This window comes from Pseudonocardia sp. GCM10023141 (assembly GCF_042653605.1).
The window spans coordinates 43,338-68,515 of sequence record NZ_JBHSIR010000014.1 but is presented as its reverse complement, the minus strand read 5'-3'; the positions used below and the strand labels follow the sequence as shown (position 1 = coordinate 68,515).

General features: G+C 73.0%; 28 protein-coding genes and 2 pseudogenes. 13 read left to right on the top strand and 17 right to left on the bottom strand.

All coding sequences use genetic code 11. The features are described 5' to 3' along the window. The first annotated feature begins 85 nt into the window (after positions 1-85). A complete protein-coding gene (locus ACFPFQ_RS07790; RefSeq protein WP_379616278.1) occupies positions 86-304 on the top strand; it encodes a hypothetical protein in 219 nt (72 codons plus the stop codon). Between the two features lie 24 nt (positions 305-328). Further along, positions 329-850, top strand: a complete 522-nt coding sequence (locus tag ACFPFQ_RS07785) for a GNAT family N-acetyltransferase (protein ID WP_379616276.1) — start codon at positions 329-331, stop codon at positions 848-850. A gap of 680 nt (positions 851-1,530) precedes the next feature. Here the strand turns inward: ACFPFQ_RS07785 and ACFPFQ_RS07780 are convergent. After that, positions 1,531-2,316: pseudogene (locus ACFPFQ_RS07780) on the bottom strand (sigma-70 family RNA polymerase sigma factor); the annotation flags it as partial. A 13-nt stretch (positions 2,317-2,329) separates the two neighbouring features. Between ACFPFQ_RS07780 and ACFPFQ_RS07775 the strand changes: the two are divergent. Further along, complete coding sequence (locus tag ACFPFQ_RS07775; RefSeq protein ID WP_379616274.1) at positions 2,330-2,623, top strand: carboxymuconolactone decarboxylase family protein; 294 nt, start codon at positions 2,330-2,332, stop codon at positions 2,621-2,623. Here the strand turns inward: ACFPFQ_RS07775 and ACFPFQ_RS07770 are convergent. Further along, positions 2,606-3,529 (bottom strand): ketopantoate reductase family protein, encoded by a 924-nt coding sequence (locus tag ACFPFQ_RS07770; RefSeq protein ID WP_379616272.1) that lies wholly within the window; start codon positions 3,527-3,529, stop codon positions 2,606-2,608. The two genes, ACFPFQ_RS07775 and ACFPFQ_RS07770, sit on opposite strands and share 18 nt — an antisense overlap. 50 nt (positions 3,530-3,579) lie before the next feature. On the opposite strand from ACFPFQ_RS07770, the gene ACFPFQ_RS07765 reads away from it, so the two are divergent. Then, on the top strand, positions 3,580-4,206 hold the full coding sequence (locus ACFPFQ_RS07765) for a TetR/AcrR family transcriptional regulator (RefSeq protein ID WP_379616270.1): 627 nt from the start codon (positions 3,580-3,582) through the stop codon (positions 4,204-4,206). A gap of 27 nt (positions 4,207-4,233) precedes the next feature. Then, the gene (msrA, locus tag ACFPFQ_RS07760; protein WP_379616268.1) at positions 4,234-4,764 is read left to right on the top strand and encodes a peptide-methionine (S)-S-oxide reductase MsrA; all 531 of its coding nucleotides are present in this window, start codon (positions 4,234-4,236) and stop codon (positions 4,762-4,764) included. Positions 4,765-4,767: 3 nt separating this feature from the next. Here the strand turns inward: msrA and ACFPFQ_RS07755 are convergent, their stop codons facing one another. Further along, the gene (locus ACFPFQ_RS07755) at positions 4,768-5,181 is read right to left on the bottom strand and encodes a cytochrome P450 (RefSeq protein WP_379616266.1); all 414 of its coding nucleotides are present in this window, start codon (positions 5,179-5,181) and stop codon (positions 4,768-4,770) included. A 90-nt stretch (positions 5,182-5,271) separates the two neighbouring features. After that, positions 5,272-6,180, bottom strand: coding sequence for a hypothetical protein (locus ACFPFQ_RS07750; RefSeq protein ID WP_379616264.1), 909 nt, complete (start codon positions 6,178-6,180; stop codon positions 5,272-5,274). 65 nt (positions 6,181-6,245) lie between these two features. On the opposite strand from ACFPFQ_RS07750, the gene ACFPFQ_RS07745 reads away from it, so the two are divergent. Further along, the gene (locus ACFPFQ_RS07745; RefSeq protein ID WP_379616262.1) at positions 6,246-6,656 is read left to right on the top strand and encodes a DUF3151 domain-containing protein; all 411 of its coding nucleotides are present in this window, start codon (positions 6,246-6,248) and stop codon (positions 6,654-6,656) included. Here the strand turns inward: ACFPFQ_RS07745 and ACFPFQ_RS07740 are convergent. Together ACFPFQ_RS07740 and ACFPFQ_RS07735 are read right to left on the bottom strand one after the other, a co-directional pair. Continuing rightward, on the bottom strand, positions 6,653-7,804 hold the full coding sequence (locus ACFPFQ_RS07740) for an epoxide hydrolase family protein (RefSeq protein WP_379616260.1): 1,152 nt from the start codon (positions 7,802-7,804) through the stop codon (positions 6,653-6,655). The genes ACFPFQ_RS07745 and ACFPFQ_RS07740 overlap by 4 nt on opposite strands. A gap of 74 nt (positions 7,805-7,878) precedes the next feature. After that, positions 7,879-9,133 (bottom strand): annotated as a pseudogene (locus tag ACFPFQ_RS07735) (ATP-binding cassette domain-containing protein). 173 nt (positions 9,134-9,306) lie between these two features. Here ACFPFQ_RS07735 and ACFPFQ_RS07730 point away from each other — a divergent pair. After that, entirely contained in the window at positions 9,307-9,969 is a 663-nt protein-coding gene (locus ACFPFQ_RS07730; RefSeq protein WP_379616258.1) for a lysophospholipid acyltransferase family protein, read from the top strand. Positions 9,970-9,994: 25 nt separating this feature from the next. Here the strand turns inward: ACFPFQ_RS07730 and ACFPFQ_RS07725 are convergent, their stop codons facing one another. From ACFPFQ_RS07725 to ACFPFQ_RS07715, 3 genes are all read right to left on the bottom strand, one after another. Continuing rightward, positions 9,995-11,278: a reverse transcriptase family protein gene (locus ACFPFQ_RS07725; RefSeq protein WP_379616256.1), complete on the bottom strand. Its 1,284-nt coding sequence runs from the start codon at positions 11,276-11,278 to the stop codon at positions 9,995-9,997. Position 11,279: 1 nt separating this feature from the next. Continuing rightward, entirely contained in the window at positions 11,280-11,501 is a 222-nt protein-coding gene (locus ACFPFQ_RS07720; protein ID WP_379616254.1) for a hypothetical protein, read from the bottom strand. Between the two features lie 241 nt (positions 11,502-11,742). Beyond that, a complete protein-coding gene (locus ACFPFQ_RS07715; protein ID WP_379616252.1) occupies positions 11,743-12,372 on the bottom strand; it encodes a TetR/AcrR family transcriptional regulator in 630 nt (209 codons plus the stop codon). 74 nt (positions 12,373-12,446) lie between these two features. On the opposite strand from ACFPFQ_RS07715, the gene ACFPFQ_RS07710 reads away from it, so the two are divergent. Then, a complete protein-coding gene (locus tag ACFPFQ_RS07710) occupies positions 12,447-13,370 on the top strand; it encodes an oxygenase MpaB family protein (protein WP_379616250.1) in 924 nt (307 codons plus the stop codon). On the opposite strand, the gene ACFPFQ_RS07705 is transcribed toward ACFPFQ_RS07710, so the two are convergent. Continuing rightward, positions 13,363-14,433 (bottom strand): winged helix DNA-binding domain-containing protein, encoded by a 1,071-nt coding sequence (locus ACFPFQ_RS07705; RefSeq protein WP_379616248.1) that lies wholly within the window; start codon positions 14,431-14,433, stop codon positions 13,363-13,365. The two genes, ACFPFQ_RS07710 and ACFPFQ_RS07705, sit on opposite strands and share 8 nt — an antisense overlap. Further along, on the bottom strand, positions 14,430-15,155 hold the full coding sequence (locus ACFPFQ_RS07700) for a hypothetical protein (RefSeq protein WP_379616246.1): 726 nt from the start codon (positions 15,153-15,155) through the stop codon (positions 14,430-14,432). The genes ACFPFQ_RS07705 and ACFPFQ_RS07700 overlap by 4 nt, the downstream gene beginning before the upstream one ends. A 66-nt stretch (positions 15,156-15,221) precedes the next feature. Here ACFPFQ_RS07700 and ACFPFQ_RS07695 point away from each other — a divergent pair, with 66 nt between their 5' ends. After that, complete coding sequence (locus ACFPFQ_RS07695; protein WP_379616244.1) at positions 15,222-16,502, top strand: adenylosuccinate synthase; 1,281 nt, start codon at positions 15,222-15,224, stop codon at positions 16,500-16,502. A 59-nt stretch (positions 16,503-16,561) separates the two neighbouring features. Here the strand turns inward: ACFPFQ_RS07695 and ACFPFQ_RS07690 are convergent, their stop codons facing one another. From ACFPFQ_RS07690 to nth, 4 genes are read right to left on the bottom strand one after another with little or no spacing between them, the layout of a single operon-like run. Continuing rightward, on the bottom strand, positions 16,562-17,758 hold the full coding sequence (locus ACFPFQ_RS07690) for a MarP family serine protease (protein ID WP_379616242.1): 1,197 nt from the start codon (positions 17,756-17,758) through the stop codon (positions 16,562-16,564). A gap of 13 nt (positions 17,759-17,771) precedes the next feature. Beyond that, the gene (locus ACFPFQ_RS07685) at positions 17,772-18,467 is read right to left on the bottom strand and encodes an NUDIX hydrolase (protein WP_379616240.1); all 696 of its coding nucleotides are present in this window, start codon (positions 18,465-18,467) and stop codon (positions 17,772-17,774) included. Next, a complete protein-coding gene (locus tag ACFPFQ_RS07680; protein WP_379616238.1) occupies positions 18,464-19,120 on the bottom strand; it encodes a TlpA family protein disulfide reductase in 657 nt (218 codons plus the stop codon). The genes ACFPFQ_RS07685 and ACFPFQ_RS07680 overlap by 4 nt, the downstream gene beginning before the upstream one ends. Beyond that, positions 19,117-19,830 (bottom strand): endonuclease III, encoded by a 714-nt coding sequence (gene nth, locus ACFPFQ_RS07675; RefSeq protein ID WP_379616414.1) that lies wholly within the window; start codon positions 19,828-19,830, stop codon positions 19,117-19,119. The genes ACFPFQ_RS07680 and nth overlap by 4 nt, the downstream gene beginning before the upstream one ends. Before the next feature lie 240 nt (positions 19,831-20,070). On the opposite strand from nth, the gene ACFPFQ_RS07670 reads away from it, so the two are divergent. The 3 genes from ACFPFQ_RS07670 (at position 20,071) to ACFPFQ_RS07660 (ending at position 22,524) form a co-directional block, all read left to right on the top strand. Further along, a complete protein-coding gene (locus tag ACFPFQ_RS07670; protein WP_379616236.1) occupies positions 20,071-20,322 on the top strand; it encodes a hypothetical protein in 252 nt (83 codons plus the stop codon). Between the two features lie 180 nt (positions 20,323-20,502). After that, on the top strand, positions 20,503-21,177 hold the full coding sequence (locus ACFPFQ_RS07665; RefSeq protein ID WP_379616234.1) for a Crp/Fnr family transcriptional regulator: 675 nt from the start codon (positions 20,503-20,505) through the stop codon (positions 21,175-21,177). A gap of 108 nt (positions 21,178-21,285) precedes the next feature. Then, the gene (locus ACFPFQ_RS07660; RefSeq protein ID WP_379616232.1) at positions 21,286-22,524 is read left to right on the top strand and encodes an MFS transporter; all 1,239 of its coding nucleotides are present in this window, start codon (positions 21,286-21,288) and stop codon (positions 22,522-22,524) included. 121 nt (positions 22,525-22,645) lie between these two features. Here ACFPFQ_RS07660 and ACFPFQ_RS07655 read toward each other — a convergent pair whose 3' ends face one another. Continuing rightward, on the bottom strand, positions 22,646-23,431 hold the full coding sequence (locus tag ACFPFQ_RS07655; protein WP_379616230.1) for an MBL fold metallo-hydrolase: 786 nt from the start codon (positions 23,429-23,431) through the stop codon (positions 22,646-22,648). Further along, positions 23,431-24,243, bottom strand: a complete 813-nt coding sequence (locus ACFPFQ_RS07650; protein WP_379616228.1) for an NUDIX hydrolase — start codon at positions 24,241-24,243, stop codon at positions 23,431-23,433. The genes ACFPFQ_RS07655 and ACFPFQ_RS07650 overlap by 1 nt, the downstream gene beginning before the upstream one ends. A 38-nt stretch (positions 24,244-24,281) precedes the next feature. Between ACFPFQ_RS07650 and ACFPFQ_RS07645 the strand changes: the two genes are divergently transcribed. Continuing rightward, a complete protein-coding gene (locus ACFPFQ_RS07645; RefSeq protein WP_379616226.1) occupies positions 24,282-25,175 on the top strand; it encodes a Gfo/Idh/MocA family protein in 894 nt (297 codons plus the stop codon). Positions 25,176-25,178: the final 3 nt, after the last annotated feature.

The window sequence follows — 25,178 nt, the reverse complement described above, 5'->3', positions numbered from 1 at the left end:
CGGGCGGCCCGGCCATTCGGAAGCGACGACGTCCCACCCTGGGATGTTGCCCGAATGCGCGGTTCTCCCTGTGGAAGGTTTCCCGATGTACCAGTCTGACGCGATTGCGGCAATGGCCTTCGAGCACCGCCGAGATCTGCTCCGAGACGGCGATCGATGGCGCTTCGGAAAGGCTGCGCGCACGCACGATCGCCGACCGCGGTCGAATCGCGCCCACCGCAGTATCGGCCTGCAGGCGTGGTTCGCCGCGCTGCGCATCAGCGTCTTCGGGCGCGTGTCGGCCGCGGGCCGACACGCCGAATGACGGACACGGAGAGGAGGGAATGTCATGGACGTGGTCGTTCGCGCGCTGGGTCGGAAAGAGGCCGATCTGCTCGATGAGGTCATGGCCGGGATGTCGCGGCGAAGCCGGTTCTTCCGATTCCACACGCCGATCCGGACGCTGAGCGCGGGCATGCGCCGGGTACTGCTCGATGTCGACGACTGCCGGCACATCGCCGTCGTCGCGGTGTCGGAATCCGGTCGCCCGATCGGTGTCGCCCGCATGATCCGCGACTCCCGCGCGCCGCACGAGGCCGAGATCGCGGTGGCGGTGATCGACCAGTGGCACCGCCGCGGGGTCGGTCGGGAGCTGGTGAGCGCGCTCGCGGCCCGTGGTCGTGCGGTCGGGGTCACCCGGCTGACGGCGCGGGTGCTGCGGGAGAACATCGCGGCCCGTCGCCTGTTCGCCGCCGAGTTCCCAGGGTCGGTGCTCCGCCCCGACGGGGACGTCGTGGTGATCACCGCCGCGCTCGACCCGAACGGATGGGACATCACGATGGAAGACATCATCGCCGACCTGACGGCCTGAGACCGCTCAGTACCCTTCGTCGCGCAGCGCCGAGCGGTAGGCCGCGTCCATGGCGCGGCGGGTGAGCCTCGTGGGTGCGGCCGCGATCGCGTTCAGATCCGGCAGCAGTTCCCGGCTCCACAGGATGTCCACGGCAGCGCTGCGCACCAGGTCATGAGGTTGCGCAGGGGGTCGGTTCGGTTGTTGCCACGGCGGTCGGGGAGCGCGACGGTGACCCCGTCGAGCACCTGCAGCAGGCCCGCCCCGTCGCCGCGCGGGCTGGTGTCGGCCCGATCCCCATCGTCGCGAGAGGAGATCACGGCGAACGGCGAGGCAGCGAAGAATGCGGCGACACCCGGGGCGGAGAGCGGTCCGTCCGCCGGCTGCGCAGCGGGTGCAGGAGCGGTTCCGGGAACGGCCGTCCACAGCTTCGACCGGAGCACGCACCGCGCGCAGTGCAGGTACGCCTCGGTCATGTCGACGGCGATGCGTCCGCCGCGGTCGTCGACGGCCATGCCGTTCAGCCGGAACGCCTCCCCGAGGCCGGGGAGCAGGAACACCATCGACACCCCCGTGCCGAGCACGGGCCTCGGTGCCCCCGCCCGCATCGGAAGGGACAGGCGCGTCTCCGATTCGACGCGCGCGAACCCGGCCGCCCCGCCGACGAACCTCGTGCGGGGCGTGCCGATGATCGCGTCGATTGACAGCTTCTCGGCATTGCGCACGGCGTAGAGGCCGGTGATGAGACCATCCTCGACGCGCACCGCCACCACCGTGTCGATCCTGCCGTCGAGCCGGAGGATCAGTCCCGGGTAGCCGTTCACCTGCGCCGGCTGCAGCGGCACCGTGGCGGCGGCCGTGGCCAACCGGCTCCCGGCCAGCACGCCGGCCACCTCGTCGGCCCCCACCACCGGCGAGAGCGCGGCCTGCGCCATCCCGCCACCGTCACCCAGGAAGACGACATCCGGTGCGAGGATGTCGACGAGACCCTGCAGATCGCCTGTCTCCACCGCCCGCTGGAACGCTGCGAGCGCGACCCGGGTCTCGGCCACGGAAGCAGCTCCGCGCGGCCGGCGCGCGGCGACGTGTCCCCGCGCCCGATGAGCGATCTGCTGGACGGCGGCCGGTGTCTTGTCGACGGCCGCCGCGATCTCGTCGTACTCCAGGTCGGACACCTCGCGCAGCACGAACACCGCCGCTCGGTCGGCGTCAACGTCTCCAGCACCAGCAACATCGCGATCGAGACGCTGTCGGCCAGCTCGACGTCCTCGGCCACGTCGGGCGCGGTGAGCAGCGGTTCGGGGCAGCCAGGGACCGACGTAGGACTCCTTGCGTCGACCGAGCGTGCGCAGCCGGCTGAGCGCCTGCCGGGCGGTGATCCGGACGAGGTAGGCACGCCGGTTCTGCACCGTGGCGAGATCCACGTCCACCCACCGCAGCCAGGTCTCCTGCAGCACGTCCTCGGCGTCGGCGGCCCAGCCGAGCATCTCGTAGGCCACGGTGAACAGCAGGTTGCGGTGGGCGACGATCAACGGCTGCGGTTACTGCGTCGACGCCCACGCCAAGGAGCTGGCGGCCGCAGGCGAACCCGCGGTCCGGATCAACCTGGTCGCCGCCTGGCGCGAGTCCACCGTGTTCACCGAGATCGCCATGATCAACGCCGCCAACCGGCTCCTCACGATCACGCACACCAAGGGCGGTTCCTACGAGCCCGGCACGTTCGACCGCATGACGGATGCGGGCTCCATCGTTGGGCCGCCCGGATCGCAGGGTCGCCTACGGCCCCGGCCGTAGGCCGACAGGCGGTTCCGGCTCGGACCCCGCCAGGACACCCAGCTGTTCGGCCAGCCGCGCGAGTTCCGCCGTCTCCGCATGCGAGGTGTTGTTGAGCCCGCTGTGCGCGACCGTCGAGCTCCGCAGGAAGCGCCGCAGCACGGCCACGAGCAGCCCATGCGGCAGCACGCGGAGCGCATCGAACCCGCGGGGTACCGGACGGTTCGGCAGGGCGGCCAGGTGCTGCCGCATGAGACGGATCATGGTGCGGATCGCCTCCGGATCGCCGGCCAGCGCGACCGGGCCGCCCGCCGCGTGCACCGCCTGCCCGAGCGGCACCTCGAACGCGGCGTGCGTCTTGAGCCAGGCATCCATCTGCGGCTCGGCCTTCGCGTTGATCCCGACGGTGCGCAGTTCCCGCACGATCCGTTCCAGGCGGGGCGTGGTGCGGCCATCGGGTTCGCCGATCGGCATCGGCACCAGCCGGGTCAGGAGGCTGCTCGCGCGATAGCGCACCACATCGCCGTCCATCGTGCCGCCGGACGTGAGGAAGCCGAGCAGCACCCGCTCGAGGCCGATCACCTCGCCCAGCGGCTGCGCGTCCGCCGCCCAGTTGTGCAGGAACAGCACGTCGCCGTCGAGACCGGCGAGCGACTCCAGCACCGCGTCGACCTGGTGGGCGCGGACGACGACGGCGGTCAGGTCGTACCCGCCGTCCGGGTGCTCGACAACCGGCACCGGGAGCCGCCGGACGGTGGCGCTGTCGCCCTCGGCGAGTTGCACGCCGTGTCGGCGCAGTGCCGCCAGACGATCGCCCCTGGCGAGGAGCGAGACGTCGTGCCCGGCCTCGTGGAGGCGGGCGGAGAACAGGCTGCCGAGAACCCCGGCGCCGTACACGAGCAGCTTCACGGCCACGCCCCTCTTCACCGGGTCATTCATACATTCGTTTTATTCATACGTCTGTATAGTAGGCACACGTGGCGCCGATCGACACTCGCACGCAGATCCTCGACGCGGCCGAGCACCTCTTCGCCGAGCGCGGTTTCCGCGGAACCTCGGTACGGGCGATCACCGACCGCGCCGGGGCGAACCTGGCCGCCGTCGGCTACCACTTCGGCTCGAAGGCCGAACTGCTGACCGCGGTCATCCGCCGCGTGGTCGATCCCATCACCGCAGCGCAGGGCGCCGGGCTCGATCGGCTGCTCGCCGAGACGGCGGACCCGCCGGTCGCCGGCCTCGTGGAGGCGTTCACCGGCCCGCTGTTCGACGACGCGCGGGCCGGCGACGAGTCCGGCGCCCGCACGTCCCGGCTGATCGTGGCGATCTTCGGTGACCCGGCCGAGGAGATGCGCAGCTGGACGGGCCCGGCAGAGGAGGCGGTCCGCGATCGCTACCAGGCAGCCTTCCAGCGCGCCCTACCCGGCCTCTCCCCCGACGAGCTGTGGTTCCGGATCCGGGGGATCCTCGCCGTGGCCGCCGTGGACCGCGTCGAGGCCCACAACCAGCCGCCCCCGGCAGGCTGTCCCCCGACGGCGAGCGCGGCCCGGCACTGGGCGATCACGTTCCTCGCGGCGGCGATGAGCGCACCACCGACCACGGCGTGACGGCACTGCCCAGGAACAGGAGACGCAATGACCGAACCCCTCGAAACCGCGATACTGGCCGGCGGTTGCTTCTGGGGGATGCAGGACCTCCTCCGCAAGCGGCCCGGGGTGGTCTCGACCCGGGCCGGTTACAGCGGTGGCACCACGCCCGACGCGACCTACACCGACCACGGCAACCACGCCGAGGCCGTCGAGGTCCGGTTCGACCCCGAGCAGATCAGCTACCGCGAGCTGCTCGAGTTCTTCTTCCAGATCCACGACCCGACGACCCGATACCGGCAAGGCGACGACATCGGCCCCAGCTACCGCTCGGCGATCTTCTACACGACCGACGAGCAGCGAGCCATCGCCGTGGACACGATCAGGGAAATCGACGCCTCCAAGCTCTGGCCGGGCCGCGTGGCCAGCGACATCGCACCGGCCGATGCCTTCTGGGAGGCCGAACCCGAGCATCAGGACTACCTCGAGAAACACCCCTACGGCTACACCTGCCACGTGATCCGCCCGCACTGGAAGCTCCCGCGCCGGGCGAGCTCACCGGGCCCCGACGTGCGCTAGCACTCACCAGGTGACGGGCAGCGTCTGCACACCGTAGAACACCCCGGGAGGCCGGAAGTGGATGTCGCCTGCGGGTGCGGCGAGGCGAAGTGCGGGGAACCGTCGTAGGAGGGCGGGGAGCGCGATCGCGGTCTCGGCCCTGGCGAGGCCCGCACCGAGGCAGTGGTGGATACCGTGACCGAAGGCCACGTGGGGGACGGGCGTGCGGGCGATGTCGAGCGTGTCGCCGTCGGCGAGCAGGCGGGGGTCCCGGTTGGCCGCAGCCAGCGAGACCATGACGGTGTCGTCCTCGGCGATGTGGTGCCCGGCCAGTACCTGGTCGCGGGTGGCGGTGCGGGGGATGCTCATCTGCAGCACCGAGCAGAACCGGAGCAGCTCCTCGACGGCCGGCCCGGCGGCGTCGAGGTCGTTGCGCACCGCGTCGCGCTGCGCGGGTTCTGCAGCAGGGTCACGGTGGCGACACCGAGCAGGCTGGCGGTGGTCTCGTGGCCCGCGAGGAGCAGCAGATCAGCGATGTTGGCCAGCGCGATCGGGGTGATCTCGTCGGGGTGCTGGCGCACCAGCATGCCGAGCGTGTCCGGTTCGCTCGACGATCGCGGTGATGCGCGGCTCGAGCGCGCGGATGCGCCGGAGGGCGAACTCGCGGCTGAGCATCCGCCGCCAGCGGGTGTGATCGGGAGGATCGGCGGTGACGGCGCCAACGAATTGGCCTCGGCGCCGATGTCGGGACGTTGGCGCGGTGGCTACGGGGTTGGCGCGGTGGCCGCCCAGCTCGACGGCGCCAAGGGTTTCGCCACCGCGCCGACGTCCTGACGTTGGCGCGGTGGCCAACTGGTTGGCGCGGTGGGGCTTCGAGGTCCTCCTCGGTCGTCTGCGGGTGCTGCTCGATGAGCTGCGAGCAGATCTCGTCAGCCTTCCGATAATTCCGTGAGCGCTGCTGGTGGCGCTGCCCGAGGTCTCGGTCCAAGTGCCGAATCGCAGGCCGAGGGTTCGAAGCGGTGGCGTCAGGTCGTCGCCGCTGCCCATCGGGTAGGACGGCAGCTCGTCGAGCGCCGGGATGGGTTTCATGAGCTGCACGCCGTCGGCGACCGGCGCGAGGCCCTTGTCGACCTTGAGGAACGGCACGATCCCCTTGACCGACCACAGGTACTCGCCCGAGTCCAGGCCCCCGATCCGGCGGTCCATCGTGTCCTCGAAGAGGATCGCCCCCAGCACCCGCGCGCCGGTGAAGGCCGGGCTCGTCATGATCCGCGTGCGCATGGCGTGCACCTGGTCGAACATCTCCGCGTCGCCGCTGTAGGCGTCCTCGTCGACGCCGTAGGAGGCCAGCGCCTTCGGCGTGCTCCCGCCGCTCTGGTCGAGCGCTGCGAAGAAACCCCGGCCCCTGCCGATACGGGCGTACTGATCGAGATCCACGTCCACAGTGTTCCCCGTTCGACGGCGCCGGAACCACCCGACCGTGCCAAAGGCAAGATGGAGCCATGACGCTGCACGGAAACCTGCTCGGCCCCGAACCCACCCTCCTGCCCGTCGACCCCGCAGCCGCGCTGCTCGACAGCGGTGTCGCACCGGAGGAGGTCGCCGCGGCCCACCCCACGTCCAGCATCGCGTGGGCCGTGCTCGCCGAGCGCGCGCTCGCCGACGGTCAGACGATCACCGGCTACGCCTACGCCCGCACCGGCTACCACCGCAGCCTCGACCAGCTGCGCCGCAACGGGTGGAAGGGCTTCGGCCCGGTGCCGTGGGCCCACGGGCCCAACCAGGGCTTCCTGCGCGCGCTCGGCGCGCTGCACAGGGCCGCGGTGGCCATCGGGGAGACCGACGAGGCCGAGCGCACCGCCACGTTCCTCGCCGACTCCGACCCGGCGGCACCCGCCGCGTTGGGCCTCTAGCTCCTCTCGCCCAGCTGGGCGAAGAACTGCCGGATGTCGCCCACCAGCAGGTCCGTCGCCTCGTGCGCGGCGAAGTGGCCGGCCGCGTCGGCCGCGCCACCCGTCGCCAGGCCGGGGTCATAGGAGTTCCAGCTGACGATGCCCGCGTGGTCGCGGGCGGCGAACGTCCGGATCGAGCGGAAGTCGCCCGCGAACATCGCCAGCCCGGTGGGCGTGGTGGTCGGGCCCGCGGGCGGCTCGCCCGCGTGGGCGTCCTCGTAGTAGAAGCGGATCGACGACCCCGAGGTGCCGGTGAGCCAGTAGATCGCGACGTTGGCCAGCACGAAGTCGGGGTCGAGGGTCTCGCCCAGCAGCTGCGCGTTCCAGGCGAGCAGGCCGACGGGTGAGTCGGCCAGCGCGAAGGCGAGCGTCTGCGGCTGCTGGCTCTGCAGCACGTTGAACGCGAACTTGTTGTCCATGAACCACTGCAGGTGCGCGAGCGCGGCATGGTCGTCCGCCGTGAGGTGCTCGAACTCGGCCGGGTCACCCGACGGGAACGAGAACAGCTGGGTGACGTGCACGCCCACCACGTGCTCACCGTCGATCCGGCCGAGCTCCGGGGAGATCATCGAGCCTGCGTCGTTGCCGACCGCGCCGTAGCGGTCGTAGCCCAGTCGGGCCATGAGCTCGGCCCACGCGCGGGCGGTGCGGTAGCGGTTCCAGCCGGTGCTGCGCGTCGGGCCGGAGAAGCCGAAGCCCGGCAGCGACGGGATGACAACGTGGAACGCCGGGTCCGTCGCCGAAGCCGGCTCCGTGAGGGGCGCGATCACGTCGAGGTACTCCACGACGCTGCCGGGCCAGCCGTGGGTGAGGACGAGCGGTGTGGCGTCGGGCCGCGAGGACCGTACGTGCAGGAAGTGGATGTCCTCGCCGTCGATCTCCGTGACGAACTGCGGGTGGGCGTTGAGCCGCGCCTCAACCGCGCGCCAGTCGAAGCCGTCGAGCCAGTACGCCGCGAGGTCGCGGATCCGGCCGGCCGGGACGCCGTAGGAGTCGCCGACACCCGGCAGCTCCGAGGGCCACAGCGCGCGCCGCAGCCGGTCGGCGAGGTCGTCGAGCACGGGCTGGGGGATCTCGACGCGGTAGGGACGGACGGTCTGGTCGCTCATGGTTCCTCCCGTAGAACGGAACGATCTGTTCCGTAAATGTAGCAGAGCGGAACGTCCTGTTCCAGTACTTCGGGTCAAGCGGTGGAAACCGCGAGCGCCAGCTCCCGGCCGGACCACCGGCGGCGCAGCCAGCGATCATGACTCGCGACAACCACGGCCCCCGGGCTCGAGCCGAGCGCGGCCTCCAGCTCCTCCATCAGCGCCGGTGAGAGGTGGTTGGTGGGCTCGTCGAGCAGCAGCAGCTGGGGCGCGGACGCCACGAGCAGCGCCAGCTCCAACCGGCGGCGCTGCCCGACCGAGAGCTCCCGGACGGGCCGGTCGACATCGCGCGGCGCGATGAGGCCGAGCCCGGCGAGCGGGATCGTGTCGGCCCGCTCGGGGCCCAGCTGCTCGGCGTAGACGGCACGGGCCGTGCGACCCGGCCGCGCGATCTCGATGTCCTGCGCCAGCAACCCCACCCGCAGGCCGTTGCGGCGGTGCACCGTGCCGCTCGTCGGACACAGCCGCCCGGCCAGCACCGCGAGCAGCGTCGACTTGCCGGCCCCGTTCGCGCCGGTGACCAGCAGCCGGTCCGCCGCGCCGACATCGAGGCCGTCGAGCGTGAGCCGGCCCGGCACCCGGATGTCGCGCAGCGCCGCGGCCGGGCCGGTGGCGGGCGCCCCGACCGTCGCGGCGAACCGCAACGGCTCCGGCGGCCGCTGCACCTGCTCCCGGTCGAGGCCCTCGAGCCGCAGCGCGGCGTTGCGCACCCGCCGCGACACCTGCGCCTGCACGCGGGCGCCCTTGTAGTTGTAGACCAGCTTCGCGTTGTCGCGGGGCGCGCGATCGTGCGGCGCCACCTGCCGGGCCGTGACGGCCACGGCGTGGCGCAGCGCCGCCAGCTCGTCCTGCTCGGTCGCGTAGCGCTGCTCCCAGCGGGCCCGCTGGGAGCGCCGGGCGGCCAGGTAGTCGGTCCAGCCACCGCCGTGGCGGGTGGGCCCGCCGAGTGCGGGATCGAGGTCGACGACGTCGGTGCACACGGCGTCGAGGAACGCGCGGTCGTGGCTGGCCACCACGACGACCCCGGGCAGCCTGCGCAGCTGCTCCTCCAGGAACGCGGCGGCGTCGTCGTCGAGGTGGTTGGTGGGCTCGTCCAGCAGCAGCGCGCCCGGCCTGCGCACGAGCAGCGCCGCCAGCCCGAGCCTGCCGCAGCAGCGTCGACTTGCCGGCTCCGTTCTCGCCGATCAGGCCGATGCGCCTGCCCGGAGCGGCGGTGAGCGAGACGCCGTCGAGGACGGTGCGGTCGCCGTAGACCTTGACGACGTCGTGGGCGGTGAGGGCAGAAGGCATGGACGCACACCACCGAAGGATCGGTTGATGCAACCGCCGGGCGAGTGCCGCGGGCGCGGTGCGGGTTGCGCTCAGATCACCATGTTGCGCCCAGCCTGGCGGCCGTCCGGGTGGTGTGCAACGGGATTTCGCGAAACGCGGAACCTGATCAAGAACGCCATCGTTCAGCTCACGTGCATCTGCTCGTCCGCTGGTTGCTCGCGCCCCTTGCCCGCCTCCTCTACCGGCCGCAGGTCGAAGGTGCCGATCGGATCCCGCACACCGGGCCGGTGATCATCGCGTCGAACCATCGTGCCGCCGTCGACACGGCGGTGGTGGCGCTCACCGCGGGGCGTCCGGTGTCGTTCCTCGGCAAGGCCGAGTACTTCGTGGGTGGGAGCCTGAAGGGGCGCGCGCTGGCGTCGTTCCTCACGGCGCTGGGCTACGTGCCGGTGGATCGCACCAACGCCAAGGCGGGGCTCGCGGCACTGCACGCCGCGCGCACCGTCCTGGATGCCGGCGGGGCGTTCGCGATCTACCCGGAAGGCACCCGGTCGCTCGACGGGCGGCTGCACCGCGGCCACACCGGTGTGGCCACGCTGGCGCTCGGCACGGGAGCGCCCGTGGTGCCGGTGGCGCTGATCGGCACGGAGCGGGTGCAGCCGGTGGGGGCGAGGTTCCCCCGGCTGCACCGCGTCACGGTGCGCTACGGCGAACCGCTCGACTTCTCCCGCTACGACGGGCTGGAGAGCTCCAGCATGATCCGGCGGGCCGTCACCGACGAGATCATGGACGCCATCTCGATGCTCTCGGAGCAGGTGTACGTGGACCAGTACCACCAGCGTCCCGCCGCCTGAGTTGCCCGGCTGAATTGCCGCCTGGTCACCAGCTGATCGCGTCGAAGAGCGCTCGCAGGCGGGCGGCACGAGCGGGCCGTCCGGTGCCGACCCAGGAGATCCGGCCCAGCAGGTGCTCGCGGAACGCCGGATGGTCGGCGCGGTTCTGCGCATCGGGGCCGGTGCGGGCACAGTTGTGCAGCAGGGCGCGCAGCGCGTCGTAGTCCGAGCGGGCGGCCGCCGGTCCGGCGTTCACCACGAGCCCGGTGATCCGCTGGCGGTGATGGTCCGGCAGCGTGCGCGTCTTGTCGGGGCGCACGCGGAAACCCTCCTCGGCGGCGATCTGCGTGACGCGCTTCGCGAGCCCGGCGGCGGGCAGGCTGGCCGGTCCGGAGAGGACCAGGTCGTCGGCATAGCGCCCGTACTCGGCCCCGACGGCGGTGGCGAGCCCGGCGAGGCGGCGGTCGAGCCGGTACGCCAGCAGGTTGGCCACGGCGGGTGACGTCGGCGCGCCCTGCGGGAGGTGCGGGCCCGCGAGGCGGTCGAGCAGCCGGCGCCGCGGCTCCCACGCGAGGTCGGCGGTGGCACTCGGGGCGGCGCGCAGCACGGCGGCCGGGGTGGCCGTGACCAGCAACCCGGCCAGCGCCGCCGCGACCGGCGCCGGGTAGCCGGCAGCGCGCAGCATCCCGGCGATCCGCTCCCCGGAGACGTGGCTGAAGAAGCCCTCGAGGTCGACGCACAGCACCATCGGGCGGCCGGCGTGCAGCCCGGCCAGCGTGACGGGCGACCGTCCGCGCACGTAGCCGTGGGCGGCGTCGTGCAACGGGATCGCGGCCAGCACGTGCCGCCCGACCCGCCGTTGCAGCTCCTGGAGCCGCGGAGCGGGGGTCTCCAGCAGCCGCGGCACGCCCGAGCGGGAGGCCGTCCAGCGCCGCCGGTAGTGGTGCAGGGGCCCGTCGGGGCTGCGGTGCAGCCAGCCGCCGCGGTCGGCGAACCACTCCAACTCGCCCACGTCGAGGTCGAGGCCCGAAGCGAGCCCGGCGAGATCGGTCCAGGGCTCGACCGGCCATCGCCACTGCGGCTCGGGCCGGTCGTCGAGGTGGTGGCGGACCCCTGGGCGCGCCGCGAGCAGCGCCGTGACCTCGGCCAGCACGCGGGCCGGCGCGCCGCGCGGCCGAGCCCGCCAGCGGCTCAGCAGCAGCGCGACGACGTCGCCCACCTCGTCGGGGCCGCGCCACCCGCGCAGCGGGACGAGCCGCTCGGTGAGCGGGTCGAGGCGCCAGGGGCCGTCGATCGCGGCAGCGACGACGGTGTGCGGATCGGGGGCCATCTCAGCCGCCCGTCCGGTGGGTGATGCAGCGGCGCCCGACGACCGGTGTTCCCGTCGGCCGCGCGCCGCAGGCACTGCCCTCGTGCCCCTCGCGCGCGGGACGCCGTGCCGCGAAGAGGTGGTGCACCCCGGGGTTGCCCCGGAGCTGCGAGACCGGTCGGGGTGCGCTCCCGAAGGAGCGTCCCGACCGGCTGCTCGCCGTCTCGTCCGCGCGCCGCTGCATCGGGATCAACGCTACCGGCGGACCCCGACGAGGTGCCCGCACGCAGGCCGTCCTGTCGCAACTCGCGGGCCGATCCACCGCAACTCGCGGGGCGTTCTGTCGCAACTCGCGGGGCGTTCTGTCGCAACTCGCCGGTGCGCGTGAGGCACCTGTGCGCGAGTTGCGATGGATGTGCCTGCGAGTTGCGATGGATGGGCCCGCGAGTTGCGATGGATCGGCCCGCGAGTTGGGACGGGCGGGCCTACGGCGCCAGGCGGTCGACGGCCGCCAGCGCAGCGCGGAACAGCGTGGTGCAGTCGTCGAGCACCTGCTCGCGGGGGACGGCGGCGGGGTCGCGCAGCCACGCGGTGAGGGTCTCGGTGAAGCCGCCTACGAGGAAGCGGGAGACGAGGGTCAGCTGCCGCTCGGTGGGCGCTGCGCCCGCGTAGTCGTTGCGCGTGTGCTCCGCCACGAGCCGGGCGATGTGCTCGCCCGCCTGCAGCCGTCGCTGCGCCAGCGCCGGGCTCGCGAGCGCCAGCCCCATCACGACGCGGCCCTTGTGCGGGTCGTCGGCGACGAGGTCGATCGCGCAGCCCAGTCCGGCCCGCAGCCGCGCGACGGGATCGGGGCCGGCCGCCGCCAGCGCCCGGACGCCGGCCAGCACGAGCTCCTCGATGATGTCGTCGAAGACCGCCACTGCCAGCGCATCGACGTCGGGGAAGCTCTCGTAGAAGTAGCGGGCGGCGAGCTGTGACTGCTCGCAGACCTTGCGCACCGTGGTGGCCTGCAGGCCACCGGTGCCCAGCAGGTGCAGGCCGGCGTCCAGCAGCCGTGTCCGGCGCTCGGCCCGGCGCGCGGCGGTGTCGCGGCCGCCGTAGACGCGGGTGCTCACCGCTCCATCTTGACACACTTGTGTGCAGATCCTTAATCTGCGTACATACGTTGACAGATGGGGGGAGGTCGTCGATGCCACAGGTCGAACCCGTTCCGTTCGCACCCGGCTCGTTGCTGTGGGACCTGGCGGGCGAGCACCGCGGCATGCTCGTCTTCCTCATGCCGACGCTGATGCAGGCCATGCATCCGATCATCGGCGACGCCCTGTCGCGGATGCCGGTGGTGCTCACCGACCCGTACGGGCGCCGCGAGCGCTCCGTCGACTCGATCCACCTCTGGATCTATGGCGGCGCGGAGGCGGTCGCCGAGGGAAGGCGCCTCATTGAGCTGCACAAGCCCGTCAAGGGCCGCGGGCCCGACGGGCGCGACCACTCCGCGCTGATGCCGGAGGTGTGGTCCTGGGTGCCGCTGTCGGCCTATCCCGCGTTCCTGATGCAGTGCGAGGTGTTCGGCGACCCGCTCGACGCCGCCGACCGGGTCCGCCTCTACGCCGAGGTGCAGAACCTGGCCCGGATACTGGGCGTGCGCGAGCAGCACATCCCACCCACCGTCGAGGACTTCTGGGTCTACTACGACGAGATGGTCTCCACCCGGCTGGTCGACCACCCGTTCGTCCACGAGGTCCTCGACCAGCTGACGCGCGTCGGGCCGCCCCCGGAGCTCCCCGCGGTGCTGCACCCGCTGTGGCGCGCGGTCATCCCGCTGGTCGGCGCGGCGAGCCGGTTCACGGTGCACGGCACGTTCCCGCCGGAGGTCCGCGCGATCCTCGGGATCGACTGGACACCGCGCGACGAGCGGCTCTTCCGGCTGCTCGGCCAGGCCGTCCGCTACGCCGTCCGGCTCAGCCCGGAGTGGCTGCGCTACCCGGCCACCCCGCGGCTGGCCCGCAGGCTCGCACGGGCGGAGGCAGGCGGGCGGCCCACCGCGGCGTTGCGACGCAGGCTGGCGCAACGCGTCGGCGTGCTGCACGGGCGCCACACCACGTCGCTCACCTGACCGGCAGCCCCCTACTAAACCCCAGCCTCTCGAATCGCAGCACGTCGGCCGCGTCAACGGCGAGCGCCGCCTCGACGCCCGGCTCGACGGCGTCGAACGGTGCGATCACGATCTCGCCGCGCGGCCGGCTCCAGGTGCCGATCGCGATGCCGTCGACGATGGCGACGGCACGCAGCATCCCGCCGCCCGGGTGCACGTCGCGTCGCCGTTGCTCGGGTACGACGACCCCGCGGTCGCGCCAGCCGAGCAGGTAGGGGTCGAAGGCGGGGAGCAGTCGGGGCGGCCCGGCGCCGGCATCCTCGTCGCGGCCCGCGACGTCGACGAGCCCGGACCCGGCGTCCACGATCCGGTCGCGCGCGGCTGCCAGCCCGGCCCGGACGTCCCGCAGCGGCAGCCCGGACCACATCGCGAGGTCGGCATCGGACGCCGGACCGTGGCCGCGCAGGTAGCGCAGCGCGAGCTCGGCGAGGGTGGCGGTGCGATCCGCCAGTGCCGCAGGCGGGGCGCCGAGCCAGTCGCGAACGAGCACGAACGCGTGCCCGCCGTCGACGATCGGACCCTGCACGACGATCCCCCGCAGCGAAGCCAGGCGCAGCAGGTGCGGGGCGGCCTGCCCGGCGGCGACGATGCCCCGCCCGGCCAGCGCGGCGACGATCGCGGGCCGGGTCAGCGGTCCCTGCTCGGCGAGCACCCCCTCGATCGCGGTGACGGCCGCGTCGGCCGCGTCCGGAGGGAATCCCTCCTCGGTGAGCCGCCGCCTGCTCGTCGTCAGCTGGGCGGGCGCGGTCAGCCCGAGCAGCCACGGGTACTCCGCCCGCCCGACGAGGTGCAGGGTGCCGCGGCACAGCCACGTGACGACCAGCGAGCGGTCGTCGGTGAGCGCCCGGGCGACGTCGGCCGCCGTGGCTCCGCGGCTGCGGGCCCGTACGGCCAGCATCGCGGCGCGCAGGTCCTGGGCCTGTACCGCGAGCAGCCGGTGCACGACCTCGACGGGTGCTCGCGGCTCCCAGCGGTGCAGCAGCTGGGCCGCCGCGCGCAACCGCCGCAGCCGATCGACGGTCACGGGCGGGCCAGCAGCCAGTCCGACGTGTGCCGGTACCAGGTGCGCCGCTGCAGGCCGCGGGGGTGCGCGACACCGTCGGCGAGCACGGCCTTCAGCTCGCCGCCCACCTGCACCGCGCGCCCGACGGCCGCGCCCCGCCCGTGCGGGGCGTGCGGTGGCACCGGGGCGACGGTGCCGTCGGGCAGCCGCCCGGTACGACCGGCGCGCACGGCGATCCCGGACGCCACCGCCGCGACGACGAGGTGGGGCGCCGCGCCCCGCAGCACCAGCGCGTCGTCGCAGTAGCACTCGCCCTGCAGCCCGCGGATCTCCCCTCGCCCGGCCAGCACGCCGCCCGCATCGTCGCGCACCAGCGGGGTCGGGCGCGCGGTGCCCTCCAGCGCCAGCGTCACGGCCGCCGCGCCCCGGGGCATGCCCCACAGCGCGGCCACGTCGGACCGGGTGGTCGGGAGGTGGGCCAGCTCCACGTCGAGACGGTCCGAGCGCAGCAGCCGCAGCAGGACGGCCGCGAGGTCGGCATCGGTGCCGAGCACCACCAGCCGGCGCGGCTCGTGGTCGGCGAGAACGGGATCGACGTCGGTCTTTCCCGGGGTTGTGGGCAAGCTGACGGAGGGCAGCGCGGCGAGCCGGGCGTCGCGCCGACTACCGTTGTCGCGGAGCCGCCGTGCCTGCTCGTCCTGCCCGCAGGTCAGCAGCACCAGCTTCGAGTCGATCGTGCTCACCAGATCGGTTACCCTCCCCGCCGCGACGATGCGCGTCCGTACCGCGTGTCCAGACTGGAGTTTCACATGCCGGCGATCGTGCTGATCGGCGCCCAATGGGGCGACGAGGGCAAGGGCAAGGCCACCGACATCCTCGGCGGCCAGGTGCAGTGGGTGGTGCGCTACCAGGGCGGCAACAATGCCGGCCACACGGTGGTGCTCCCCAGCGGCGAGAACTTCGCCCTGCACCTCATCCCGTCCGGGATCCTCACCCCCGGCGCCAAGAACGTCATCGGCAACGGCGTGGTGGTGGATCCCGGCGTGCTGCTGCACGAGCTGTCCGGGTTGGAGGACCGCGGTGTCGACACCAGCGGCCTGATGATCAGCGCGGATGCGCACTTGATCATGCCGTACCACGTGGAGATCGACAAGGTCACCGAGCGGTTCCTGGGCAAGGCCAAGATCGGCACCACCGGTCGCGGCATCGGCCCCGCCTACCAGGACAAGGTCGCCCGCGTCGGCGTCCGGGTGGCCGACGTGCTCGACGAGAAGATCCTGCACCAGAAGGTCGATGCGGCACTGGCCTACAAGAACCAGGTGCTGGTCAAGGTCTACAACCGCCGGGCGATGGACGTCGACGAGGTCGTGGACACCGTGCTCGCCCACGGGCGCCGGTTCGCCCACCGCATCGCCGACACGCGCCTGCTGCTCAACAAGGCGCTCGAGGCTGGCGAGACGATCCTGCTCGAGGGTTCGCAGGGCACGCTCCTGGACGTCGACCACGGCACGTACCCGTTCGTCACCAGCTCGAACCCGACGGCGGGCGGCGCGGCCGTCGGTTCCGGCATCGGCCCCAACAAGATCACCCGCGTGATCGGCATCCTCAAGGCCTACACCACCCGCGTCGGCTCGGGCCCGTTCCCGACGGAGCTGCTCGACGAGATGGGCGAGCACCTGCGCAAGACCGGCGGCGAGGTGGGCGTCACCACCGGCCGCCCGCGCCGCTGCGGCTGGTTCGACGCCGTGATCGGTCGCTACGCCGTGCGCGTCAACGGCATCACCGACTTCTTCCTCACCAAGCTCGACGTGCTCTCCGGGCTGGACACGGTGCCGATCTGCGTCGGCTACGAGATCGACGGCAGGCGCGTCGAGGACATGCCGATGACGCAGACCGACGTGCACCACGCCGTGCCCGTCTACGAGGAGATGCCGGGCTGGTTCGAGGACCTCTCCGCGTTCCGCACGTTCGACGAGCTGCCGGCCAACGCGCAGGCCTACGTGCACCGCATCGAGGAGCTGACGGGCGCGCCGGTCAGCGCGATCGGCGTGGGCCCCGGGCGCGAGCAGACCATCACCCGCGACATCTGACGGCACCCACCGCAGGTCGTCGGCACCCACCGCACCGGTGGGCTGCCGACGACGCCGGCCTAGGCCGCGCAGCTGCCGGTACCGACCTCGCGGGTGAGCTTGGGGGCCGCCTGCACGGCTGCGGCCACCTGGTCGACGGTGAGCACGAAGCCCGTCTCGGGGTCGTCGACCGCCGCGCCGAAGACCACGCCGATCACGCGGCCGCTCGGGGAGATCACCGGCCCGCCCGAGTTGCCCGACTGCACCTTGGCCCGCAGCGTGTAGACGTCGCGCGTGACCTCGCCGGAGTCGTAGATGTCGGGGCCCTTGAGCTTGATGTTCTGCCGGACCCGCGCCGGCGTGATCGTGAACGGCCCGTCGAGCGGGTAGCCGAGCACGATCGCGTCGTCGCCGGGGGAGGCGGGCTTGGGCTCGAAGACCAGCGGGTTGACGTCGAGATCGGGCACCCGCAGCACGGCGACGTCGACGCTCGGGTTGTAGAGCACCACCTCGGCGGCCAGCTCGACGGTCTTGCCGCGCCGGTTCTTGACCTCGACACCGGTGTCGTTGGTGCCGGCCACGACGTGGGCGTTGGTGAGCACGAGCTGCGGCCCGATCACGAACCCGCTGCCCTCGAGCTGCTTCGCGCACGACGGAGCGCGGCCGCGGATCTTCAGGACGCTGGTTGCGACGTCCGCGACGATCGGCGCCTGGGCGAGCGTGGCGTCGGGCGGGCCGACCTCGGTGATCGGCGTGTTGGCGAACGGGCTGAGCACATCGGGGAAGCCGGAGCTGTCGAGCAGCTGGCGCAGCTCGTTGGGCAGCTGCTTGGCGCCGGCGGGCATCACACCGTCGACCGCCCGCAGCACCTGCGAGCCGCGGATGCCGGACGCCAGCCCGGGGAAGCTCGCCGAAGCCAGTGGCAGTGCCACCAGCCAGGCCGCCAGCACGACGGTGACGGCCTGCAGCAGCGAGCCGAGGGTGGAGTCCACGGTCAGCGTGCGCTCACCGGTGATCCGATCGCGGATGCGCCTGCCGAAGAACACGCCGGTGGTCTCGCCCAGCGCCACCAGCAGCACGACCACGACGATGCTGACGATGATGCGCGTGCTCGGGTTCTCGACGCCTGCCGCCAGCAGCGGGGCCAGGCGCACCCCGAGGATCGCGCCGCCGAGCACGCCGACGAACGACAGCAGCGCCACGGCCATGCCGTGCCGCCAGCCGGACACCCCGGCGATCAGCGCGAGCGCCACGACGACGAGGTCGACCCAACTCAACGTGTGACCTCGCTCATGATCCCGCGACCTCCTGCCGACCGGCTCTCGCCGCGGACCACGCCTCGTCCAGGTTCAGGATCCGGTCGGCGGCCCATGGGCGTGCCCAGCCCCCCAGATCCAACAGCGCGGACAATATGCCCCCCGTGAACCCCCACACGAGCAGGCCCGCCACGACGAAGGCGGGGCCGGTGAACCCGGACGGATGACCCACGGAGATCCGGTTGGCCGGCTCGGCGAGCTGGTCCAGCGACACCCGCACGACCCTGGCCGTCTCGCCTGCATCGACGGCGTGCACGGCGCTCGGCCGGGCCCAGTGGGCGATGATCGGCCGCACCACGAAGCCGGACGGTGGGATGAACAGCTCCGGCAGCTCGGCCAGCGGCACCACCCCGGACGGGTCGGCGCCGGTCTCCTCCTCCGCCTCCCGCAGCGCGGTGGCCACCGGTCCGGCATCGCCAGGATCGGCGCTGCCGCCGGGGAACGAGACCTGCCCGGCGTGAGCGCGCAACGTGCTGGCGCGCTCGGTGAGCAGGACATCGGGACCGTGCCCCTGGTCGTTGCCGAACAGGACGAGCACCGCAGCTCGCCGCCCACCCGCAGGCGGCGGGATGCGGTGCAGGCTCAGTGCGGCAGCATCGACGTCGCGCACCGCGGTGAGCAGGGGCGTCAGCCAGGCGGGCGCCTCCTCGGGCCGCAGGCCGGCGCTCACGAGAGCCGTTCCACAGCCGCTGCGACGTCGTCAGCGCTGCGGAAGGGCACCGGCGGGTCGACCATGGCGACGCTGCCGTCGGGGCGTACGAGGTAGCTCACCGGCACGGCGGGCGGGAGCTTGAGCGCCGACCGCAGCGCGCCGTCGGTATCGCTCACCGACGGCAGCGTGACGTGCAGGTCGGCCAGCAGTTGCAGGGCCGGGCGCGGGTCGTCGCGGACGTCGACACCCAGCACGGCGACGGCGCCGGGCCGGGCCGCGTACTGCGCGAGCACGGGCAGCTCGTCGCGGCACGGGCCGCACCACGACGCCCAGACGTTGATCAGCGTGGTGCGCCCGGCCAGCGCCGGGCCGAGCGTGACGCCACCGGGAGCGCCCAGGCAGGGCACGGTGACACCGGCCAGCGGCCCCGCCGGAGTGGTGCCGCCTGCGGCCGGGCACGCCGCCAGCGCCGCCGTGGCCCGCAGCGGGGCCAGCTCGGCGTCGGGAACCGAGACGGCGGTGGGGGTGGTCGACGTGCTGTCGGAGGCGGGCGCCTGCGGGGTGGGGCCGCCGCGGGGCCACAACGCGAACACCCCGAGGCCCAGCAGTACCACGACGACAGCGGTGGTGATCAGCTCCGAGCGCCGCGGCCGGGCCCGGGCGGAGGTCATCTGGCTCCCTGCGCCACCGGCTCGTCGGACGGGAGGCCGACCAGTTCGAGCAGGTGCGGCCGCGACGGGCCCTTGACCAGCGCTGCGGCCAGTCCGGGATCGGTGGGGCCGGTGCCGTAGGACGGGCAGTCGGCCGCGAGCGTGCACGCCCCGCAGGCCGGCTTCTTGGCGTGGCAGACCCGACGGCCGTGGAAGATCACCTGGTGGGACACGATCGTCCAGTCGCGCTTCGGCACCATCGCGCCGATCGCGTGCTCGACCTTGACGGGATCCTCCTCGGCCGTCCAGCCCCACCGCCGGACGAGCCGGCCGAAGTGCGTGTCGACCGTGATGCCGGGGATGTCGAAGGCGTTGCCCAGGATGACGTTGGCCGTCTTGCGGCCGATGCCGGGCAGTGCGACGAGCTCATCGAGGGTGTGGGGCAGCACGCCGTCGTGCTTCTCGACGACGGCGGCACCGAGCCCGATGAGCGAGTTGGCCTTGTTCCGGAAGAAGCCGGTGCTGTGGATCATCGTTTCGAGCTCGGCGCGATCGGCCTGCGCGTAGGCCAGCGCCGACGGGTAGTACGCGTTCAGGGCCGGGGTGACGGTGTTGACCAGCTTGTCGGTGCTCTGCGCCGACAGGATGGTGGCCACGGCGAGCTCGAGCGGAGTCTGGAAATCCAGCTCGCAGTGCGCGTCGGTGTGGGTGGTGGCGAGCGTGCGGAGCATGCGCCCGACCCGGCGCGCGCGGCCGAGTGCCGGCTCGCCCGCGGCCACCCGCTTGGCCAGCCGTGCCGCGTTGCGGGAAAGGGCATCGGTGGGGGCCGTCGTCACGATGTCGAGGGTACGACGACACCCCGACGGCCCGTCGCCCACGGTCACGTCTCATCACGAATTGGTCACGGCGCGGTGACGCGCCGACCCCCCGATGTCCCATCGTGAGGGTTCGTGCGCGACCATCTCTCCGTCATGACTGCCTGGATGTCCGTCCTCGTGCCGCTGCTGGTGATGTTCTTCGCGCTCGGAATGGAGCGGGTCGAGTCCAAGCTGCGGGAGTCCACCGTGCGTCCCGAGGAGCTCGACGAGCTCCTCGATCGGCCACGTCCCGACGAGGTGCGCGCCCTGTTCCGGCAGGGCACCGGGCGGGCGCTCGAGCTGTTCCGGCTCCGCAGTCGCAACCCGCGTGGACGCAAGTCGACAAAGCGGAGCAAAGCGGCCTGAGCATCGCCTTTGGCGTGTTCCGGGTGGCCTCGTTCCCCGTTCAGGGGCGCCTGACACAATGATGTCGCCCGTACGGGCAGCCGAAACGACCCTTGCGACGTCACAGACGGTGGGTGGACCCCCTAGACTGGCGCGCCGATGATCCGCCGCGGGGCAGCGGCCGGAACGAGGAGCGGTGCAGTGGACGAGATTCTGATCCGCGCGGGGATCTTCCAGGGCGTCGAGCCCCATGCGGCCGACGCGCTGGCCGAGGCGCTCGAGCCCACGGAGTTCCCGCGGGGGCACGTGATCTTCGCTGAGGGCGAGCCGGGCGACCGGCTGTACATCGTCGGAAGCGGCAAGGTCAAGATCGGGCGCAAGTCGCCGGACGGCCGGGAGAACCTGCTGATGGTGGCAGGTCCGTCCGACATGTTCGGCGAGCTCTCCATCTTCGACCCGGGGCCGCGCACGTCGTCGGCAACGGCCGTGACCGAGGTGCGCGCCTACACGATGGACCGGGCGGCGCTGCGGGAGTGGATCGGCAAGCGGCCGGAGATCGCGGAGCAGCTCCTGCGGGTGCTGGCGCGCCGGTTGCGCCGCACCAACAACATGCTGGCCGACCTGATCTTCACCGACGTGCCGGGTCGCGTGGCGAAGTCGCTGCTGCAGCTCGCGCGTCAGTTCGGCTCACAGGAGTCGGGGCTGCTGCGGGTCACGCACGACCTCACGCAGGAGGAGATCGCCCAGCTCGTCGGCGCGAGCCGGGAGACGGTGAACAAGGCGCTCGCCGACTTCGCCCACCGTGGCTGGCTGCGACTGGAGGGCAAGAGCGTGCTGATCCTCGAGCCTGAGCGGCTGGCGCGCCGCGCCCGCTAGCGGGTAGCAGTTCGACCGAAGAGCACTCCTGCCGGTGGTGGGGGTGCTCTTCGTCGCGTCCGGAGAAAAAAGTGGTACGTCCGTACCAGAATGTGCGATCCTGCTCGGGTGTCCTCCTCCGCCTCGCTCGCCGACTACCGCGCCGCACTGACCTCTCCCGGCGCCCTGGTGCCGGTGCTCGCGTCCGCGCTCGGCAGGCTGCCGATCGCGATGCTCGGTCTCGCCACCCTGCTCTACGTGCAGCGCGCGACGGGCTCGTTCGCGGCGGCGGGGCTGGTGTCGGCCGGTGAGCTGGCCGGCGTGTCGCTGGGATCGGTGCTGCAGGGCCGGGTGATGGACCGCCTCGGCGCCAGCCGCCCGCTCCTGATCGCCGCGGGGCTGTTCGCGCTGGCCGTCACCGGGCTGGTGACGGCCGTCGAGACGGCGCAGCCCCTCGCGCTGGTCGTGCTGCTCGCCGTGGTGGCCGGCTTCGTCGAACCGGCGCTGCCGGGCGCGTCCCGAACGCTGTGGAGCGTGCTCGTGCCGGTCGGTCCCCGCCGCGACGCCGCGTACAGCTACGAGGCGATCAGCCTGGAGGTCTTCTTCATACTCGGGCCGGCGCTCGCCGCGTTCCTGGTCACCGCGCCGTGGCCGGGTACGGGCTTGCTGATCGCCACCGTGGCCATGGTGCTCGGCGCGATCGGGTTCGCGCTGAGCCGCGCGGTCCGGACCCAGGAGATCGCGCCGCGGGGCCCGTCCGTCGGGCTGCTGGGTGCGCTGGCGCACCCCGGCATGCGGACGGTCACGCTCGCCTCGCTCGGCTTCGGGCTCGTCGTCGGCTCGGTCGAGGTCGGTGTCCCCGCGGTCACGGCCGCTGCCGGTGCGCCCGCGATGGGTGGGGTGCTGCTGTCGGCGTGGTCGGTCACCTCGGTGCTCGCCGGCATCGCCTACTCGATGCGACCGTGGCCGCGCCCGCTGCACCTGCGAATGCCGGTGCTGCTCGTGGCGTTCGGCTGCTGCGTGGCCGCGATGGCGCTCACCGGCCCGCTCGGCTCGATCCCGGTGCTGGTCGTGGCGATGCTGATGGCGGGCGCGCTGATCACGCCGCAGGTCACCGCCCACTCGATGCTGGTCGACATCGCCGCGCCTGCCGGCACCACCACCGAGGCGTGGGGTTGGGTCATCACCGCGGCCACCCTCGGCCTGGCCGTGGGCCAGTCGGTGGCGGGTGTCGTCGTCGAGGCGTCCGGCCCGCCCGCCGCGTTCCTCGTGGGCGGGATCGCCGGGATCGTGATGGCCGCCGTGATCTGGGCGCGCCGCATGTCACTGGCCCCGGCCCCGCCGGTGGTGGCGGTGGCGGCGGCCTGAGCGCGGGCCGCCCACCACCCCCGGGATCGCAGCATGGTGGCCATCCTGCGACTGAACGCTTGGATGGCCACCATGCTGCAGTTCGGGAACGGGCTGGACACCGTTCCGAGCAGGCGGCCGCTCAGCCCCGCAGGTGCTCCAGCTGCGCCCGCACCGACAGCTCCGCAGCCGGCCACAGCGAGCGGTCGACGTCGGCGTAGACCAGCTCAACCACCTCGACGGGCGTGGCGTCGGCTCCGAGCTTCGTGAGCGCCCCGCGCACCTGGTCGAGCCGCTGCTCCCGGTGCGCGAGGTACATCCCCGCCACCGCGGCGGCGTCCGGCAGTTCCGGGCCGTGGCCGGGCAGCACCGGGGTGCCGTCGGGCAGCCCGGCCAGCAGGCGCAGGGAGTCGAGGTAGGGGCCCAGCGAGCCGTCGGGGTGCGCGATGACGGTGGTGCCGCGGCCCAGGATCGTGTCGCCGGTGAGCACGGCCTGCGGCGCATCCGGGCCGTCCAGCAGGAACGACACCGAGTCGGACGTGTGCCCCGGTGTGGTCACCACCTGCAGCTCGACGCCGGCGGCCGTGATGACCTCGCCGCCGACGAACGGCTCGGCCCCGATCGTCAGCGCCGGGTCGATTGCCCGCACCGGGGCCCCGGTGCGGTCGGCGAGGCGTCGCGCGCCCCCGACGTGGTCGTGGTGGTGGTGCGTGATGAGCACGAGCGCGATCGGGCCGGCCTCGGCCACCCGGCGCAGGTGCTCCTCGTCGTCCTCGCCGGGATCGACCACCACGCACTCCTCGACGCCGGGCGCGCGCAGCACCCACGTGTTGGTGCCCTCCAGCGTCATCATGCCGGGGTTGCGTTCGAGCAGCACGGACGCCAGCGGCGTGACGGTGCGGAGCTCGCCGTAGGACGGGTGGGTCATCAGCGACGCCCTCCTGGGGTCAGGTGGTTGGCAGCAACGTCGTAGTCCGGGTGATCGGGCAGCACGACGACGATCCGGTCGCCCTCGCGGCGCACGCGCGGGATCACCGGCCGCACCACGCGCTCCTCGGCGGCGGCGAGCACCGCGGCGCTGTCGGGCAGCTCGGCGATCTCCCGCAGCGAGTGGAACGTGGGGGGCATGAGCTTCATCTCGCCCGCCTCCCAGCTCGCCAGCGCGTCGTCGGGATGCCACCAGGTGGCCTCGACGGCCTCGCTGGTGTGGGCGTCGGCCTCCTGCCCCGGCGGCACGAGCGCGACGAAGAACGCGGTGTCGTAGCGCTTCGGGGACTCCTCGGGGGTGACCCAGCGGGCCCAGGCGCGCAGCAGGTCCGAACGCAGCACCAGCCCGGCGCCCGTGAGCACCTGGCCCAGCGACCGGCGGCGGCTCACGAGCTCGGCGCGCTCGTGCTGCAGCGCGGCGGCGTCGGGGCGGGGATCGGCGAGCAGGACCCCGCACTCCTCGAACGTCTCCCGGACCGCGGCACGCACGAAGGCGCCTGCGAGATCCACGTCACAGGCGAGCCGATCGGCCCACACCTCGGGCCCGGGGCCGTTCCACGTGATGTCGTCGGCGTGGTCGGCGTCATCGACACCGCCACCGGGGAACACGGTCATCCCGCCGGCGAAGGCCATGCCTGCGACGCGACGTTGCAGGAATACCTGCAGCGCAGAGCGCCCGGGCGCCGGGCTCGGATGATCGCGGACCAGCAGCACGGTCGCCGCCGGCCGCGGGATGGCGGGAGCGGAGGTCACCGTCGGACATTAACCCCGCGAACGGCAGGATGGGGTGCGTGGAACGTCTACGCGTCGGTCTGGTCGGCGGTGGGCCCTGGGCCCGCCTGGTGCACGGGCCGGCACTGGCGGCCCATCCCGATGTCGAGTTCGCAGCGGTGTGGGCGCGCCGCCCGGAGGTCACCGCGGAGCTGGCCGCCCAGTTCGGCACGCACGCCGTCGCCGACCCGGACGAGCTGTTCGCCGACGTCGACGTGGTGGCCTTCGCGGTGCCGCCGCAGGCCCAGGGCGAGCTCGCCGTCCGCGCCGCCGCGGCAGGCCGGCACCTGATCTGCGAGAAGCCGCTCGCCGACACCCTGGACGCCGCCCGTGCCGTTGCTGCCGCCGTGGAGCGGGCCGGCGTGCTCTCGTCGATGGTGCTGACGCTGCGCCACGACCCGGACGTGCAGAAATGGCTCGCCGACATCCCGACCGCCACGGCCGGGATCGACACGGTCGGCTCCGCGCGCTGGCTGTCGGGCGCGCTGCTGGGCGGGCCGTTCGCGACGTCGCCGTGGCGCGGTGAGCACGGCGCGCTGCTCGACATCGGCCCGCACGTGATCGACCTGCTCGACGCCGCGCTCGGCCCCGTCAGCGAGGTGGAATGGGTGCACCGCGGCGAGCCCGACCTCACCCGGTTCGGGCTCCTCCACGCCGGTGGGGCGCGCAGCACGTCCGTGATCTCGCTGCGCATGCCCATCGACCCGTCGGAGATCGAGTTCACGGTCTTCGGCGGCGCCGGACGCCACCGGCTGGCCGAGCGGTCGGCCGACGCCCGCGGCTGCTTCACCCGGCTCGTCGACGAGCTCGTGGCCGCGGTGCGGGGCACCGGCCCGGCGCCGGCACTGGATGCAGCACACGGGCTGCGCCTGCAGGAGGTCGTGGAGCAGGTGCGGGTGCTGGGCCGGGGCTGAGAG